Annotated in this window: 13 protein-coding genes and 1 tRNA gene; 10 read left to right on the top strand and 4 right to left on the bottom strand. The window is 74.5% G+C overall.

What is annotated here, in order from left to right; translation table 11 throughout:
- Window positions 1-5: 5 nt before the first annotated feature.
- Both AB7J25_RS16625 and AB7J25_RS16620 read right to left on the bottom strand, forming a co-directional pair.
- A tRNA-Glu gene (locus AB7J25_RS16625) sits at window positions 6-78 on the bottom strand.
- Window positions 79-192: 114 nt separating this feature from the next.
- Window positions 193-423, bottom strand: a complete 231-nt coding sequence (locus AB7J25_RS16620) for a hypothetical protein (protein WP_428509974.1) — start codon at window positions 421-423, stop codon at window positions 193-195.
- Window positions 424-690: 267 nt separating this feature from the next.
- Here AB7J25_RS16620 and AB7J25_RS16615 point away from each other — a divergent pair, with 267 nt between their 5' ends.
- The 10 genes from AB7J25_RS16615 (at window position 691) to AB7J25_RS16570 (ending at window position 14,031) form a co-directional block, all read left to right on the top strand.
- The gene (locus AB7J25_RS16615) at window positions 691-912 is read left to right on the top strand and encodes a heavy-metal-associated domain-containing protein (RefSeq protein ID WP_428509972.1); all 222 of its coding nucleotides are present in this window, start codon (window positions 691-693) and stop codon (window positions 910-912) included.
- A gap of 69 nt (window positions 913-981) precedes the next feature.
- Window positions 982-2,859 carry a propionyl-CoA synthetase gene (locus AB7J25_RS16610; protein ID WP_428509970.1) on the top strand — a complete coding sequence of 626 codons (1,878 nt, stop codon included), beginning with the start codon at window positions 982-984 and terminating at the stop codon, window positions 2,857-2,859.
- 261 nt (window positions 2,860-3,120) lie between these two features.
- Window positions 3,121-3,714 (top strand): hypothetical protein, encoded by a 594-nt coding sequence (locus tag AB7J25_RS16605; protein ID WP_428509968.1) that lies wholly within the window; start codon window positions 3,121-3,123, stop codon window positions 3,712-3,714.
- Entirely contained in the window at window positions 3,711-4,304 is a 594-nt protein-coding gene (locus AB7J25_RS16600) for a class F sortase (RefSeq protein WP_428509966.1), read from the top strand. Before AB7J25_RS16605 ends, AB7J25_RS16600 begins: the two co-directional genes overlap by 4 nt.
- Before the next feature lie 39 nt (window positions 4,305-4,343).
- Window positions 4,344-5,651, top strand: coding sequence for a glycosyltransferase (locus AB7J25_RS16595; protein WP_428509964.1), 1,308 nt, complete (start codon window positions 4,344-4,346; stop codon window positions 5,649-5,651).
- A gap of 85 nt (window positions 5,652-5,736) precedes the next feature.
- Window positions 5,737-7,344, top strand: a complete 1,608-nt coding sequence (locus AB7J25_RS16590; RefSeq protein WP_428509962.1) for an acyl--CoA ligase family protein — start codon at window positions 5,737-5,739, stop codon at window positions 7,342-7,344.
- Between the two features lie 95 nt (window positions 7,345-7,439).
- Window positions 7,440-8,609, top strand: a complete 1,170-nt coding sequence (locus AB7J25_RS16585; protein WP_428509960.1) for an MFS transporter — start codon at window positions 7,440-7,442, stop codon at window positions 8,607-8,609.
- Window positions 8,610-8,668: 59 nt separating this feature from the next.
- Window positions 8,669-11,776: an arabinosyltransferase domain-containing protein gene (locus AB7J25_RS16580; RefSeq protein WP_428509958.1), complete on the top strand. Its 3,108-nt coding sequence runs from the start codon at window positions 8,669-8,671 to the stop codon at window positions 11,774-11,776.
- 37 nt (window positions 11,777-11,813) lie between these two features.
- The gene (locus AB7J25_RS16575; RefSeq protein ID WP_428509956.1) at window positions 11,814-13,157 is read left to right on the top strand and encodes a hypothetical protein; all 1,344 of its coding nucleotides are present in this window, start codon (window positions 11,814-11,816) and stop codon (window positions 13,155-13,157) included.
- Between the two features lie 43 nt (window positions 13,158-13,200).
- Complete coding sequence (locus AB7J25_RS16570) at window positions 13,201-14,031, top strand: glycosyltransferase family 2 protein (protein ID WP_428509954.1); 831 nt, start codon at window positions 13,201-13,203, stop codon at window positions 14,029-14,031.
- 140 nt (window positions 14,032-14,171) lie between these two features.
- Here AB7J25_RS16570 and AB7J25_RS16565 read toward each other — a convergent pair whose 3' ends face one another.
- Window positions 14,172-15,674, bottom strand: a complete 1,503-nt coding sequence (locus AB7J25_RS16565) for an alkaline phosphatase family protein (RefSeq protein ID WP_428509952.1) — start codon at window positions 15,672-15,674, stop codon at window positions 14,172-14,174.
- Window positions 15,671-16,579 (bottom strand): Gfo/Idh/MocA family oxidoreductase, encoded by a 909-nt coding sequence (locus AB7J25_RS16560; RefSeq protein ID WP_428509950.1) that lies wholly within the window; start codon window positions 16,577-16,579, stop codon window positions 15,671-15,673. The genes AB7J25_RS16565 and AB7J25_RS16560 overlap by 4 nt, the downstream gene beginning before the upstream one ends.
- Window positions 16,580-16,703: the final 124 nt, after the last annotated feature.

The following is a 16,703-nucleotide window of genomic DNA, read 5'->3' as shown; positions in this document are numbered from 1 at the left end:
TGCCGTACCCCCAACGGGATTCGAACCCGCGCTGCCGCCTTGAAAGGGCGGAGTCCTAGGCCGCTAGACGATGGGGGCTTGGACCGCTCTCGCGGCCCCCGCCCGCAACGGCTTGCCGTTGGGAGCCACACCAGCATAGGACAGCCCTTCCCCGTGCCCCAAACCGGGCGGCCACTTGCGCCCCCGCGCAGGTCAGCGCACCACGGGCGGCGGCTGCTCCGGGTTGGTGGAGATGAGGCCGAGCATGTCGAGCAGCTGGCGCAGGTCCTCGGAATTCGACGAGTTGCGCGCGACGACGAGACGGGCACGGTGCAGCTGCTCGTCCGAGACCCGGTAGGCATCGGCGGCGCTGCGCTGGGCCGGGATCGCCCCTGGCATCGTGCGAGTCTCGTCGATGTCTCCGCGCGCGTTCCCGATGGTCATCAGCGCCTCCGTCCCCGTCCGCCACCCCGTAGGCACCGCGGGGTGGTGGACGACGCGCGCCCGCGCGGGCGGACGACCCCCGTGATCGCCGCTCCGATGGCCACCCCGCTGGCCGTGACCACAACGTTACCTACGGCGGGAGAGTGACGCACGCCCCTTCCGGGTGAGCCGCACACTACGCGCCGCGAACTCCCGCCCCGAACGGATTCCTGCGCCGTCCGGGTGAGACCATCCGGATCTCCCCATACCCCGGCACGAGGACACGTGATGAGCGTCGAGACCCCCTTCCGCACCCAGGTGACCGTCGGCGGGATGACCTGCAATCACTGCGTGATGTCGGTCATCGAGGAGGTCTCCGAGATCAAGGGCGTCGAGTCCGTCGAAGTCGAGCTGGCATCCGGCCTGGTCACGGTCGTCGGCTCCCGGGACGTCGCGCGGGACGAGATCGGGGCGGCCGTCGCCACGGCGGGCTTCACCCTGTCCGACTGACCGGTGCCTCATCCGCCCGCAACCGCCTAGGGTCGGCCCGGACGAAGGGTGCAGGGTCGAGGAGGCACGGTGGGCAGGTATGCGGACGTCTTCCGGGCGAGCGTCGCGGACCCGGAGGGGTTCTGGCTGGGCGCAGCCGAGGCGATCGACTGGACGAGCGCCCCGACGAGGGCGCTGGACGGGTCGAACCCGCCCTTCTACCGATGGTTCCCCGACGGGGAGCTGAACGTCTGTCACAACGCCCTCGACCGCCACGTCGACGCGGGCCGCGGCGAGCAGGCCGCACTGATCTACGACTCCCCGGTCACCGGCACGCAGCGCACCTACACCTACGCCGAGCTGCGTGACGAGGTGGCCCGGTTCGCGGGCGTCCTCGCGGGGCTCGGCGTGACGCGCGGCGACCGCGTCGTGATCTACATGCCGATGGTCCCCGAGGCCGCGGTCGCGATGCTCGCGTGCGCGCGGATCGGAGCGGTGCACAGCGTCGTGTTCGGCGGGTTCGCGCCGAAGGAGCTGGCGGTGCGCATCGACGACGCGACGCCGAAGGTGATCGTCTCCGCGTCGTGCGGCATCGAGGTCCAGCGGGTGATCGAGTACAAGCCGCTGCTCGACAAGGCCATCGACATCTCGGAGCACACCCCCGAGCGCTGCGTGATCCTGCAGCGGCCGCAGGCGCAGGCGGCGATGACGGACCGTGACGTGGACTGGGCCGAGGCGATGGCGGGCGCGAGCCCCGCGGACTGCGTGCCGGTCAGGGCGACGGACCCGCTCTACATCCTCTACACCTCCGGCACGACCGGGAAGCCGAAGGGCGTGGTGCGCGACTGCGGCGGGTACGCGGTGGCGCTGCACTGGTCCATGCCGAACGTGTATGCGATCGGCCCCGGCGACGCCATGTTCACCGCCTCCGACGTCGGCTGGGTCGTCGGCCACTCCTACATCGTGTACGCGCCGCTGCTCACCGGGGCGACCACCGTCCTCTACGAGGGCAAACCGGTCGGCACGCCGGATCCGGGCCAGTTCTGGCGGGTGGTGCAGGACTACGGCATCACGAGCGTGTTCACCGCGCCGACCGCGTTCCGGGCCATCAAGAAGGAGGACCCGAACGGCGAGTACGCCGCGAAGTACGACCTCTCGACGCTGCGCTACCTCTACCTCGCCGGTGAGCGCCTGGACCCCGAGACCTACCGCTGGGCGTCCGAGCTGCTCGGCATCCCGGTCATCGACCACTGGTGGCAGACCGAGACGGGCTGGCCGATCGTCGCGAACCCGGCGGGCATCGAACTGCTGCCGCTCAAGGCGGGCTCCCCGACGGTGCCGCTGCCGGGCTGGGACGTCCGGGTGCTCGACATCGCCGGCAAGCCCGTCGAGCCCGGAACGGACGGCGCGATCGTCGTCAAGCTGCCGATGCCACCGGGGTCGCTGCCGACGCTGTGGAACGACGACGAGCGGTTCGTGCAGTCCTACATGTCGGCGTTCGACGGCTACTACCTCACCGGCGACGGCGGCCGGATCGACGCCGACGGCTACGTCTACGTCATGGGCCGCACGGACGACGTCATCAACGTCGCCGGCCACCGGCTCTCCACCGGCGGGATGGAGGAGGTGCTGGCGAGCCACCCGGACGTCGCGGAGTGCGCCGTCATCGGGGTCGCGGACCAGATGAAGGGCCAGATCCCCCGCGGGTTCGTCGTGCTCAAGGCCGGCGTGCAGCGCGACGAGGCCGAGCTGCGCGCCGAGCTCGTGCAGATGGTGCGCGAGCAGGTGGGCGCGGTGGCGTCGCTGAGGGATGTCGCCGTCGTCGCGGCTCTGCCGAAGACGCGGTCCGGGAAGATCCTGCGCAAGACGATGCGCGGCATCGCGGACGGCGCGGACGAGCCGGTGCCCTCGACCATCGAGAACGCGGACGTGCTGGACGCGCTGCGTCCGGTGCTGCGCCGCGACTGACCCTTCCGCTGCGGCAGGCGGCCCCACCCGGCGAGCGAACGGCCCTTTTGGGAAGACCTACTTCCCGAAAGGGCCGTTCGCGCGCAGGAGGACCCCGTCACACGCTCCTGATCACGCTGGTCCGTCCGGCGCAACCAGCACGGCCGGGTGAGGCAACTTTCGCTCGGCACGGTAACGGGTTCCGCACTCACCGTCGATTGATCGGACAGGGCCGACGCTCCCCCCGCACCGGCCGCTCCCCGAAAGAGACGGAGTTCTGCCATGCCCGCTTCACCCCGTGTCATCGTGCTGTCCGCAGCCGCAGCGCTCGCGCTCTCCCTCGGCGTCGGTGGCGTCGCGCTCGCATCCGGGGGCGATGAGGATTCCGTGCGCACGTGCAAGGAGTTCAAGAAGCAGTCCGACGCCCAGGATGCCTTCGACAAGGACAAGGTCACCCTGGTCGCTCTCGACATCGAGCTGGGCGGCGAGCGCAACGGCGTCGCCTGCGACAAGCCGAAGAAGCGCGAGCACGACAAGGACCGCGACCACGACAAGGATCGGGACAAGGGCGACCGGAAGACGAAGGACGACGACTGCGACGACACCTGCGACGCGAAGTGGGAGCACAAGAAGAAGGACTGGGACGAGGACTGCGACGACACCTGCGACGCGAAGTGGGAGCACGACAAGAAGGACTGGGACGAGGACTGCGACTGCGACGAGGACAAGAAGGATTCCGACGACGACAAGAAGAAGGACTCGGACTCCGACGACGACAAGAAGAAGGACGATGACGGCGACGACGGCCAGGTGAAGGTCCACCCGAAGGGTGGCGTCGACACCGGCGGCTGGGCCCTGGAGATCGCCACCGCATGAGCCACCGCATCCGGCGGGCCGCGATCGTGCTCGCCATGACCGCCGCGCTCGCCGGCTGCGGGACGGGGCCGACCCCGGTGCCGGGCAACGCACCGGTGTCGGCTCCCGTGACGCGGGTGGCGATCCCTCCGCTCGCGACGTCGAAGCCGGTGGGGCTGATCGTGCCCGCGATCGGCGTCGACTCCGGCCCCCTTCTCGACCTGGGGTTGGACCCGGCGGGGAAGCTCGAGGTGCCTCCCGACGCGAAGGACGTCGGCTGGTTCGACCTCAGCCCCACCCCCGGCGCCCTCGGGCCGGCGATCCTCGCGGCGCACGTCGACTGGAAGGGCGTCGCAGGGCCGTTCCAGAAGCTCTCCGAGCTGCGGGTGGGCGACGAGGTCAGGGTCAAGCGCGCGGACGGCACCACCGCCGTCTTCGAGACCTACGACGTCCTGCGCTATCCGAAGGACCAGTTCCCGACGGATGAGGTCTACGGCGACACGACCGACGCGGAGATCCGGTTGATCACCTGTGGGGGGGAGTTCGACTCCGGGTCGGGTCACTACCGCGACAACGTCGTGGCGTTCGCCCGGCTCGTGGCGTCCGCCTGATCCGGGTCCGGGGTCGGCACCTGCGCGGGTGCCGACCCCGTGCGCCGCGTGGATCGGGCCTCGCGTCGCGGGGCCGTCTGTAGGGAGAGACGGCGTCGTCCGATCGGGCGATGCGGGCGGGGCTGTGAACCGGCCGTGGCCGGACCTCGTGTGTGGGCCGGTGGTGGCCGCGGGGGCCGCCTGCACGCGACCGGGGGTACTCCTGTGCGGTTCCTGTTCACGACGTTTCCGGCGATCGGTCACCTCAACACGGTCCTTCCGCTGGCCCGGGCCGCACGCCGGGCAGGTCACGAGGTGGCCGTCGCCAGCGGCGCCGACGTCGCGGCGGAGATCGCCCGGCAGGGCTTCACGGCCTGGGAGGTCGGCCCGACCCGCGCCGAGGCCGCCGCGTTGCGGGCCGCCGAGCCGGACCGGCCGTCGACCGGCCAGCCGTTCGAGACCGACCTGACGGCGATGTTCCTCCCGTCGGCGGCCAAGCGGGCCGTCGACCTGGTGCCCCGCGCGCTCCAGTGGCGCCCGGACGTCGTCGTGCACGAGATCTCGGAGGTCGCGGGTGCCGTCGCCGCGGCGCTGACCGGCGCCCGGCACGTCGTGCACGGCCTGGGGATCACCCCGACCGGACCGATGTGGGAGGCGCTGTTCGCGCCGGGGTTCGCGCAGCTCTGCGCCGAATGGGAGGTTCCCGCGCTGACCCGGGACGTCCTCGAGGCCGACTACCTCGACATCCTCCCGCCCAGCCTGCGCACCGAGCAGCCGGCCTGGCGGCGGGTCCGGCCGATCCGGCCGGGCATCGGGCGGGCCGCTCCCGGTGAGCAGCTCCCGGCCGCACTGGATGCGCTGCCGCATCCGGAGACGATCCACCTCACGCTCGGGACAGTCTTCTTCGAGGCGCGCGGGGTGCTGGAGGCGGCGATCGCGGGCTTGCGCGACCTGCCGTTCAACCTGGTCGTCACCACCGGCCCGGGCACGGACCCGGCCGCGTTCGGGCCGCAGCCGCCGCACGTGCTGCTCGCGCCGTACCTGCCGCACTCGCTGCTGCTCCCGCGCTGCTGCCTGGTCGTCGCGCACGGCGGCGCCGGGATCATGCTGGGCGCGCTGGAGCACGGGCTGCCGCAGCTGATGCTGCCGCAGGGCGCCGAGCAGTTCCTCAACGCCGAGCTGTGCCGCCGCGCGGGCGTCGCCCTCGCGCTCGGACCTGCCGAGGTCTCGGCCGACTCGGTCGCGGCCGCCGCCCGCGACCTGCTCGGCCGGTACGGGTACACCCGTGCGGCGGAGCGGGTTCGCGCCGAGATCGCCGCGATGCCCACGCCTGCACGTGTGCTCGACGTGCTGACCGGCGGGCGGTGACGGCCGCACGCAGGCACCTTGCAGGGCGGGATGCGACCGATGAGGATCGGTGGATCCCGCTCGCCCGCCGAAGGAGCCCCGTCCGATGCTCTCGGTCTCGAACACTCCGTTGACACCGCTGGCCTTCCTGCGCCGCTCGGCGGAGGTGTTCCCGGACAAGACCGCGATCGTCTACGGCGAGCGCAGGCACACGTACCGCGAGTTCGCCGCGGAGGTCACACGCGTGGCGCACGCGCTGCGCGGGTCGGGTATCGCCCCGGGCGACCGCGTCGCCTACCTGCTGCCCAACGTGCCGGAGATGCTCGTGGCGCACTTCGCGGTGCCGCTGGCGGGGGCGGTGCTCGTGGCGATCAACACGCGCCTGTCGACCGAGGAGGTGCGCTACATCCTCGACCACTCGGGCGCGAAGCTCCTGGTCGTGGACGGCGCCCTGCACCGGACGGTCGCGCCGGTCGCCGCGGAGCTGAAGACCGTCGAGGAGATCATCACCGTCATCGACCCGGCCGCGCCGGGGGACGGCGTCGGCAGCGGCGTGCGCTACGACGACCTGCTCGCCCGGGGTTCGGACGACGCGCTGCCGTGGGTGGTCGAGGACGAGTACGCGATGATCTCGATCAACTACACGTCCGGCACGACCGGCAAGCCCAAGGGCGTCATGTACACCCACCGGGGGGCGTACCTGAACTGCTTCGGCGAGGTCGTGCACTCCCACCACAGCTCCGACAGCGTCTACCTGTGGACGCTGCCGATGTTCCACTGCAACGGCTGGTGCACGCCGTGGGCGGTGACGGCGGTCGGCGGCACGCACGTCTGCCTGCGCGAGGTGCGCGGCGAGGTGATCTGGGCCCTGATCAAGGAGCACCGGGTCACGCACCTCAACGGGGCGCCCACGGTCGTCACCACGATCATGCGTGCGCCCGAGCGCGAGGAGCTGGACTACCGGATCGTCGTCACGACGGCCGGGGCGCCGCCGAGCCCCACCACGATCCTCACCATGGAGAAGCTCGGCTTCCGGGTCGTGCACGTCTACGGCCTCACCGAGACCTACGGGCCGTACTCGGTCAACGAGTACCAGCGGGCCTGGGACGACGCACAGCCCGAGGAACGGGCGCGGCTGCAGGCCCGTCAGGGCGTCGGGATGGTGTGCGCGGAGTGGATGCGCGTCGTCGACGCAGACATGAACGACGTGCCCGCCGACGGCGCGACCATGGGCGAGGTCGTCATGCGCGGCAACAACGTGATGGCCGGCTACTTCGAGGACCCGGCCGCCACCGAGAAGGCGTTCGCGGGCGGCTGGTTCCACTCCGGCGATCTCGGGGTCATGCATCCGGACGGCTACGTCGAGCTGCGCGACCGCGCGAAGGACGTCGTCGTCTCGGGCGGGGAGAACATCTCGACGATCGAGGTGGAGCAGGCCGTCGTCTCCCACCCCGCGGTGCTGGAGGCCGCGGTGATCGGCATCCCGGACGAGAAGTGGGGCGAGCGGCCGAAGGCGTTCGTCATCCTCGCGCCCGGGGAGAGCGCGACCGAGGACGAGCTGATCGAGCACGTCCGGTCGAAGATCGCGCGGTACAAGGCGCCGAAGGCCGTGGAGATCGTCGCGGAGCTGCCGAAGACGTCCACGGGGAAGGTGCAGAAGTTCGAGCTGCGCGAGAAGGAGTGGAGCGGGCACGCCTCGCGCGTGCAGGGCTGACCCGTCGAGAACGACCTTGAAGCGCGCGAAATGCCCTGCCCGGTGTGCGCAATGTCGTTCTCGACGGCGCCCGCGGCCACGTAGCATCGCTAAGCATGTCGGTCGTCCGCGGTGTCGTCGCCGCCCTTGCCACCACGACCGTCACCGTCCTGCCCGTGTTCCTGACCGGCGGGCTCGCCGTCCAGATCGGCGCCGAGCTCGGCTTCGACCCCGCCGGGCTCGGGCTCATCGTCGCCCTGTTCTTCGGGGTGAGCGCCCTCGCCTCGCTCCCGGGCGGCTGGCTCGTCGAACGCTACGGACCCGTCGCCACCAGCAGGATCGGGGTCCTCGGCGCGGCCGCGACGATGCTGTGCGTGGCCGCGTTCGCGCGCTCGTACGTCTCGTTCGTCGCCATCCTGCTGTGCGCCGCGTGGTGCAACGTCATCGGCCAGCTCGCCGCAAACCTCACCCTCGCCCACGCCATCCCGCCCGGGCGGCTCGGCATGTCGTTCGGGATCAAGCAGTGCGCGATCCCGCTCGCCACGTTGCTCGCCGGGGCGTCGGTGCCCGCGATCGCGCTCACCGCGGGCTGGCGATGGGCCTACGTCGCCGGTGCGGCGCTCGCGCTCGCCGCACTCACCGTCGGCCCGCGCGCGGACGTGGGACGCACCCGCGGCGTCGTCACCCCCGGCGAACGGGCCACCGCCGCACTCGCGGTGCTCGGCCTGGCCGCCGGACTCGCCGCAGCGTCGGCGTCCGCGCTCGGGATCTTCCTCGTCGCCTCCGCCGTCGACGACGGCGTCGATCCCGGCACGGCCGGGCTCGTCCTCACGCTGGGCAGCGTCATCGGGCTCGCCGTGCGCCTGCTCCACGGCTGGCTCGCCGACCGCCGCAGCGGCGGCCACATCGCCGTCGTCGCCGGGAGCCTCCTGCTCGGCGGGTTCGGCGTCGCCCTGCTCGCCGTGCCCGGCACCGTGCCGCTGCTCGCCGGGACCGTCCTCGGCTACGGCCTGGGCTGGGCCTGGCCGGGACTGCTGCAGTTCGCGGTCGTGCGGCTCAACCCGTCCGCCCCGGCCGCGGCCAGCGCGATCGTCCAGACCGGGGTGTACGCGGGCGGGTTCGGCGGGCCCGTCGGGTTCGGCCTGCTCGCCGCGCACACCGGGTTCACGACGGCCTGGCTGGCGGCCGCGGCCGTCATGATCGGCGCGGCGGGACTCATGGTCCTCGGCAGGCGGATGCTCGTCGCCCACCGCCTCGCACGGGAGCCGGTGCCTGCGGCCGCCTGACGGGCACTCCCGGGTCGTAAGGTGATGCTCACCGAACTGCCGACCGGTCGAGGAGGCCCGTGGCCACCGTCGCGGACGCCCCGGCGCATGCCGCGCCCGCCGCGACCCGGGGCCGCCAGCGGTCGGCCTACGCGGCGGCGATCACCGGGCTCGTCGCCGTCGTCTGCGCGGTGCTCCTTCCGTTCGCGCCCGTGCTGGTCAACGAGCCGGTCGTCGAATGGCCCCGTCCGGACGCGCCCGCGTCCACCCTGCTCCCCCTCACCGCCCAGCGCCCCCTGGACATCGACGTCCGGTTCACGTGCGCCACCGCCGCCGCGGCGACGGATCGGGACCGGGTCGTCCTGTCCACCATCCCGCCCATCGCCCCCGAGGCCGCGCGCGACGGGCTGCTCGTCACCGCGCGCGACGGGCGGCTCGAGGTCCGCGCCTCCGGGCAGGTCCTGCTCTCCGAGCCGCTGCCCCCGGGCTCGTGCGAGTACCGGATCAGCGGCCACGGCGCGGGCCTGCCCGCCTTTGCCGCGGTCCCGCCCCGGCCCGCCACCGCGTTCGATCCCGAGGTGCCGCGGATCGCGCCCGACAGCGACCCGACCCGGTTCGCCCGGCCAGGGGACGCGGAGCTGGTGGTACTGCGCGACGGGCACGAGGTGGCGCGCGCGGCGCCCGCCCAGCTCCCGCGGGTCGACGCGCTCGTCAGCTCGGCGACCCCCGCGCCCACGGTGCGGATGCGCCTGGACGACGAGTTCACGAGCCGGCCGGCGCCGCTCAAGACCGCGCTGATCACGACGCTGCTGGTTTCCCTGCTGGCAACAGGTTGCCTGCTCGTGGCAGCGCGCGGCAGTGCTGGGGAGCGCGCCACCCCGCGGCTCGCCCGCGCGGACCTCGCCGCGGACGCCGTCGTGGGCGGGGTGCTCCTCCTCTGGCTCTTCGTCGCCCCCGCCACCGACGACGACGGCTGGTTCGGCATCCAGGCCCGCGACGGCACCGACGGCATCCGCAGCTACTTCCAGCTCTACGACCACTCCTTCACCCCGTTCACCTGGCCGTACGAGGCACTGCACCGGTGGCAGGAGTTCGCGGGCACCGCGCCCGCGGTGCAGCGCGTGCCGGCGCTCGTCGCCGGCATGCTGACCTGGCTCGTCGTGCGGCGCCTCGTCGCGGCGGCCGTCCACGAGTGGCACGGCAGCGCCCGGGCCCGCACGCCGATCGTCGCCGCGGTGGCGTTCCTGGCGTGGTGGCTGCCGTACGGGATGGGTGTTCGCCCCGAGGCGCTCGTCGCCCTCGCGGGGGCGGGGGCGCTGCTCGCCGTGCTGGTCGCCCACCGGCGGTCCAGCCCGGGGGCGGCGTGGCTCGCGTGCGCCGTCGCCGGGGCCGGGGTCGCGACGCACCCGGCGGGCGCCGTGGCTCTCGCCCCGCTCGTGGCGGGCGCGGGCTTGCTGTGGCGGGTCGTCACCGTGCCGGGCGCCCGGTGGGTGAGCGCCGCCCGGGGCGTCGCGGTCGCTTCCGGGCTGGCCGTGGCTGCGCTGCTCGGGTTCGCCGATGGGGCGCTGCGCGATGTGCTGCGCACCGCGCGGATCGTCGGCTCGGTGCGCGGCCTGGAGGGCTGGGCCGACGAGCCGCAGCGCTACGCGTTCCTGCTCGACGCCATCCCGATGGGCAACTTCGCGCGGCGGGCCGCGCTGCTCGCCACCCTGCTCGCGCTGCTCGCCTGCGCGGCGCTGGCCGTGGCGGCGGCGATGCGGCGGTTGGCGCTGCCGGTCACCCTTCGGCTGGCCGCGGCGAGCACCGCGCTGAGCCTCGTGGCGCTGGCCGCCACCACGTCGAAGTGGACCCACCACTTCGGCGGGCTCGCCGGCGTCGGCGCGGTGTGCCTCGCCGCAACGCTGCTGCTCGCCGTGCCGGTCGGCCGGTTCCTGCTCGCGCGGCCACCCTGGTGGCTCGTGGCGGCGATCGCCGCCGCGGCCGCCGCGACGCTCGGCCTGGCCTGGCAGGGGCCCAACGCCTGGTCCTACGCGTGGCTGGCCGGGATGGCCTCGGCGTACGTGCCGCCGTCGCTCGCCGGGGTCGCGCTGGGTGACCCGCTGCTCTGGGCGGCCCTGACGGTCGCGGCGGCGCTGCTCGTCGCGCTGGGGCGGGTGGCGATCGGTCCGACCGGGATCACGTTCGGGCTCGCCGGCCGCCCCGATCCCCGCTGGGCCGCGCTCGCGGCCGTCACCGCTGTGATCACGCTGTCCCTCGCGACGAGCGTCGCGTTCGCCATCACGACGTTCGCCGCGGCGGCACGCGACGGCAGGCCCGCCGACTCGCTGTGGGCACGCACGGCTGCCGCTCCCACCGGCTGCGGCGTCGCCGACGGTGTCCGCGTGCTCGACCCGTTCGCGGCCGCCCCACTCGCCCGCGGGCCCGGAGCCGCCGTGGCTGACGGGTTCGTCCCGACCGGTGTCGTCCTCGGGTACGGCCCGCAGGCCGCGGCGGACGAGGTGTGGGGCAGCTTCGCCGGGCGGGACGGCCGCGGGCCCGACGACACCGTCGGCCGCGTCTCCACGGGGTGGTTCGCCCTCCCGGCGACCGGGACCACCATCGTGACGGCGGCGGGCAGCCTCGGCGAGGGCAACAGCCTCACCGCCGTGTACGGCGCAGGGGGCACGCCGCTGCCCGTCACCCAGGCGCTCTCCGACACCGCCCGCTCCACGGCCTGGCGCACGTTCGTGCTGTTCCCGCCGCCGGGAGCCGACGGCGTGCGGATCGACGCCGTCGACGGCTCCACCGGCGTCAACGGGTGGCTCGCCTTCACCGGCCCGGCCGCCGCACCGACCGTCACGCTGCAGGAGCTCCTCCCGGCCGGGGAGCCCGTGGCACTGGGCTGGCAGCTCGCGTTCGGTCTCCCCTGCCAGCGCCCGCCCCGGCTCGCCGACGGCATCGCCGAGCCGCCACGGTTCGCGGTGCTGCGCGGTTCCGGGCCGCTCGGCGGGCTCTACGGCATCGGTTTCGACGAGGCGGAGGGTGGCGCGTTCGCGCACGTCAGGCACACCGGACCGGTCCTGGAACTGGCGACGGTCGGGCCCGCCGACCCGTACGTGCACGTGTACGCGTTCGGCCCGGCGCTGCCCCGCGACGGCTACACGCTCACCACCGGGGAGCGCGAGCAACCGGGCGGTAGGGTCAGGTGAGCCTCGCCTGCGCGGGGTGGTCACGGAAGGAGCGTTGGTGAGCGCGCCCACGCTGCGCGGGCCGGTCCTCGCGGGCCTCGCCGGGAAGGCCGTCGAGGCGGTCACCCTCGTGTTGCTCGCGACGCTGGTGCCGCGGCTGCTCGGGCCCGCGGACTACGGCGGCTTCGCCGTGGCGCTCACCGTCGTCGCGCTCGGGTCGCTCGCCATGACGATGGGCGGGGCCACCCTCCTGGCCCGCTACGTTCCCGCCGCCGCCGATCCCGCCGGGGTCGCGGCCGCGCTCACCCGCCGCCTGGCGCGCAACCGGGCCGTGGCCTTCGCGGGGCTGGTCCTCGTCGGCGCCGTGGCGTCGGCCGCGGGGTGGCTCCCGCCCGTCCAGACGGCGCTGGTGCTCGCGGCCCTCGGGTGCAACGTCGTCGCGACGCTCGCGCTGCAGGCCGATCTGGGCCTCGGCCGGGCGCTCGCCTGGTCCTTCCGCTACCCGCTGCAGAACGCCGTGCTGGTCGCCGGGGTGCTCCTGCTCCACGGCCGGTTCGGCGCGACCGGGGCCGTCGTCGCGATCCTGGTGGCGGGCGCGGTCGCCGCCGTCCTCGGGCTGGCCGTCGCGGCCCCCCTGTGGGGTGCCACCGCCCCGATCCCGGACGGCGCCCTGCGGTTCGGGGTGCTCCAGGCGGCGGGGGGAGTGCTCGCCCAGTCCACCCAGCGCGGCGGTGTCCTCGCCGTGGCGGTGCTGGCCGGATCGGCCGTCGAGACCGGGTACGCGGGCCTTGCGACCGGGATCGCCCTTGCCGCCACCTACGCGGTCGTGCAGGTGTTCACGGTGACGCTGCCGGTGCTGGCCGGGCGGCCGGGGGCGGGCGCTCCGGCCGCCGTGCCGGTGCCCGAGGTCACGAACGGACGCAGCACACGGGCTGCCGAGGGGGGCGACGCGCACGCGGAGGACGCGCTGCGCCGGATCGCCTGCTGGCTGCTGGCCGCCGTCGTCGCCGTCGCCGTGGTCGCCGTCCCGGCGCTGCCCGTCGCGGTGCCCGTCGTGTTCGGGGCCGCCTACGCCGCCGCCGTCCCCGCCTTCGTTCCCGCGCTCGCGGCCGTCGTGCTCGCCCCGGTCAACGCGCTCGCGATCCAGGCCGCCGCCCTGCGCCTGCGGCCGGACGCGACGGTGCGGGCCGCGCTCGCGGGGTTCGTCGCGTTCGTGGTCGTCGCGCTGTACGCCGTCCCCGGCTGGGGGGCCGTGAGCGCCTCCTCCGGGGCGCTCGCCGGGGCCGGGATCTCCGCGCTCGCGTCGATCCGGCTGCTGCCCGGGGCCGTCGGTACCCGGCTCGCGATCCTGTCGTTCGGCGGCGCCGCCGCCGTCGTGCTGCTCGGAGTGCTCTGGACATGACAGACATGACGTCCTCGACCGCCCGGAACCGGGAGTGCTCACGGTGACCGTCTCGATCGTCGTCCCCACCCGCGACCGGCCTGCCCGGCTGGCCCGATGCCTCACTGCCCTGGAGGCGCAGTCGCTCCCCGAGATGGAGATCGTCGTCGTCGACGACGCCTCGGTGGACGCCGACGCCGTCGCCGCCACGGTGGCCCGCGCCCCACGGGCCCGCCTGCTGCGCGGGGAGGGCCGCGGCCCGGCGGCCGCCCGCAACCTCGGCGCCCGCGCGGCACGCGGGGAGATCGTCTGCTTCACCGACGACGACTGCGTTCCCGTCCCCGGGTGGGCGGCCGCGCTCGCCGAGCGCATCGGCGCGGGCGCGCAGGCGGCCGCGGGCCCCACCCGCAACGCCCGGCCCGGCAACCCGTTCGCCGCGGCCGCGCAGGCGGTGGCGTCCTACTGCGCCGAGGCGACGATCGACCCGGCAACCGGGCGGATGCGCTTCGCGCCCACCAGCAACATCGCCTGCCGCGCGGACGTCCTCGCGGCACTGCCGTTCGACGAGCGCTACCCGCTGGCCGCGGGCGAGGACCGCGACTGGTGCGCGCGCCTCGTCGCGTCCGGGGCGGCGCTGGTGTTCGTCCCGGACGCCGTCGTCGCCCACCACCAGGAGCTGGACGCGCGCGGGTTCTGGCGCCAGCAGGTGCGCTACGGGCGGGGTGCGCACCGGTTCCGGTCCGACCACGGCGCGCAGCTGGAAGCGCCGGGCTTCTACGCGGGGCTGGTGCGGCGCGGGTTCGCCGAGGGCCCCCGGGCGGGCGCGCTCGTGTGCGTGGCGCAGCTGGCGACGGCCGTCGGGATCGCGCAGGAGGCCGCCGGGACCGGGCGCTGACCGCACACGCCCCGATGAGATGCGCAACTCGCGCTGATGAGATGCGCAACTCGCGGGGCCCCGGCGAGTTGCGCATTTCGCCGGCGCGAGTTGCGCATTTCGCCGGCGCGAGTTGCGGGTTCCGCCGGGGCGTGTGCCGGTCAGTGCAGCAGCGACTCCCCCGGCAGCCCCGCCGGGTCCAGCCCGGCCAGCGCGCCCGCGGTGGCCGCGATGTCCACCAGACGCGGTGGCCGCGACGTCTCCCGCACGGCCGACGCCCCGGGGACGACGAGGGCCCAGGCGTCCCCGGCGGTGTGGTTGCCGGAGCGCCCGCTGCCGGCGCCGCGTCGCGCGACCTGCCCGAACCGGTCGGAACGCACGTGCGTGAGCCGGGTCGCCGGGGTGTCGGCCCACCGGACGATCAGATCGGGCAGCCGGTCGGAGTGCACGCCCGCCGGGAAGGTGTCGGCGACGCGCTCGACGGCCTTCACCGACGGGGTGCCGTCCGGGTCGGTGAACGTCATCAGCCCGGAGGCGATCTCGTCCATCAGCACCTCGGCCTCGGCGGCCACGACGATGCCGTCCCGCTCCCGGCCTGCGAGGTTGAGGCGGATGTAGCCCTGGTTGTCGGCGGGCTGGGCGAAGGCGCGGGTGCTGCTCCAGTCCTGGCCGCGCAGCTCCAGCCGCTCGGTGAGGGCGAGCGCGACCCTGTCCGGCAGCGCCGACGCCACCTGCGCGCGCAGCCCCGTCGGCAAAGCGGCACGCAGCTTCCACACGAACCCGGATCCCGTGTCCTGGGACGCGGTCGCGCCCCCGGACAGGACGGCGGCGAGCATCTCCGGCAGCAGGTCCGCCCGGCTGGTGTTGACGTCCATCCCGACCGGCGAGGTGACGATCACGTCCGCGCCCTCCGGCAGCGCCTCCAGCACGCGCCCGAACGCGGCGTCCACGGTCTGGTAGATCTCCTCCAGCGCCCCGTTCAGGACGTGGCGGGTGGCGACGTCCGCGTCGTCGGCGAGCTGGGAGTCGTCCCAGAACTGGTGGCCCGCGACGTGCCCGGCACTGAACGTGAGCCAGGCCAGGTCGTAGTGCTCGCGGGCGAGCATCAGCCGGGCGGCGTCGGCGGCGCGGCCGGAGGCGGCGAGCAGGTCGCGGCGCAGCGTGAGCAGGTCGCGAGCGGAGCTGCGGCCGAACACCTCCTCGACCGCGGCGGGCGGGCCGAAGAGGCGTTCCAGCCTCGCGTTGTACCCGGGCGGGGACGACCACGGCTGCAGCACGACGCGGTCGGTGAACTGCCAGCCGCTGATCACCGTGCCGGACGGCGGTTGCAGCGGCGGGCGGCTTTCGTACGGGTCCATCGCGAGCGAGCGGGTCGAGAGTCGCTCCCACACGGGAGCGGGCGCGGGGAAGGCGGTGGTGTAGCGCACGCGCTGGTCGGCCGCCGACCACTGGAACGGGTAGAAGAGGCCGTGATCACCCAGCTCGGTGCCGCTGTAGAGGGTGTGGAACGCGCCCGCGGCGAAGTGGGTGGCGGGGGTGTCGAGCTCGTGCCAGGTGCCGCGCTCGCGCAGGCCGGCGAGCACGGGCAGGCGCCCCTCGCCGAGCATCCGGTCGAGCACCGCGAGGCTCGGCGAGTCGAACTGCAGCACCGTGAGCATGGTCATCCCTTCACACCGGCGGGCGCGGCGCGCGCCCGCACGGCCTCGATCACCGTCATCACCGCGACCCCGTCCGCCGCGGTGCCCAGCACGTCCTCGGGCTCGCCCCGGACGACCCTGGCGAAGGCCTCCACCTGCGCCGTCAGCGACGCGACGAGCGCGTGCGGGCGCGGCAGCACCCGGTCCCGGACGGCGACGAGCGGCCCGCCCTCGGTCCGTTGCCCGATCGGCCGCCCGTCGCGGTGGCGGACGGCGTACCGCTCGCGGTAGGGCTGGTCGGTGGCGCAGCGGATGCGGGCGCGGGCGGCGTCGAGCTGCAGGTCGAACTCGGCGCGCTCCTGCTCGACCGACGCCCGCAGCACCTCTGTGACCTCGGCGCCCGTGGTCCACCGAGCGAGGTCGACGAGGTGGGAGCCGAGGTCGGCCAGCGCGTCGTCGGCGACGGTGTGGGCACCCCAACCCTCGCGCCGGTACCCGATCTCGAACACCAGCCCGACCTCCGCGCCGGGCGGGGTGGCGGCGCGCAGCGCAGCCGCGCCGCGGGCGAAGCGGCGGTTGAACGCGATGCGGGGGGCCGGGTCGAGGGCCGCGAGCTCGACGGCCTCCGCAGCCGTCGCGGCAGGCGGCTTCTCGACCAACACCGGGACCCCGGCCGCGGCAGCGAGGCGGGCGCCGGCGAGGTGCGCGGACGCCGGGGTGGCGAGGATCAGCGCGTCGACGGCCGCGTCCGCGAGCAGGGATTCGGCGTCCGGGTGCGCGGACTCCCCAGCGCCGGCGGCCACGCGTGCCCGGCGTGCGGGGTCGGGTTCGGCGACGGCCACCAGCCGGACGCCGGACGCCGCGGCGAGGGCGGGCAGGTAGCCCACCTCGGCGAGCCGCCCCGCTCCGACCAGCCCGATCCTCAGGTCCACCGCGTCGTCCCTCCGCTCGCCGGCTGCCGCTGCCCGCCCGGCCCCACACCGGCGAGCGAACGGCACGTACGGGAAGACCTATTTCCCGTACGTGCCGTTCGCGCAGCAGGGAGCTGGGTCGCCC

This window comes from Pseudonocardia sp. (genome assembly GCF_050246655.1).
In the GTDB taxonomy this organism is placed as follows: domain Bacteria; phylum Actinomycetota; class Actinomycetes; order Mycobacteriales; family Pseudonocardiaceae; genus Pseudonocardia.
The sequence above is the reverse complement of the archived record's forward strand: the minus strand, read 5'-3'. Positions and strand labels throughout refer to the sequence as shown.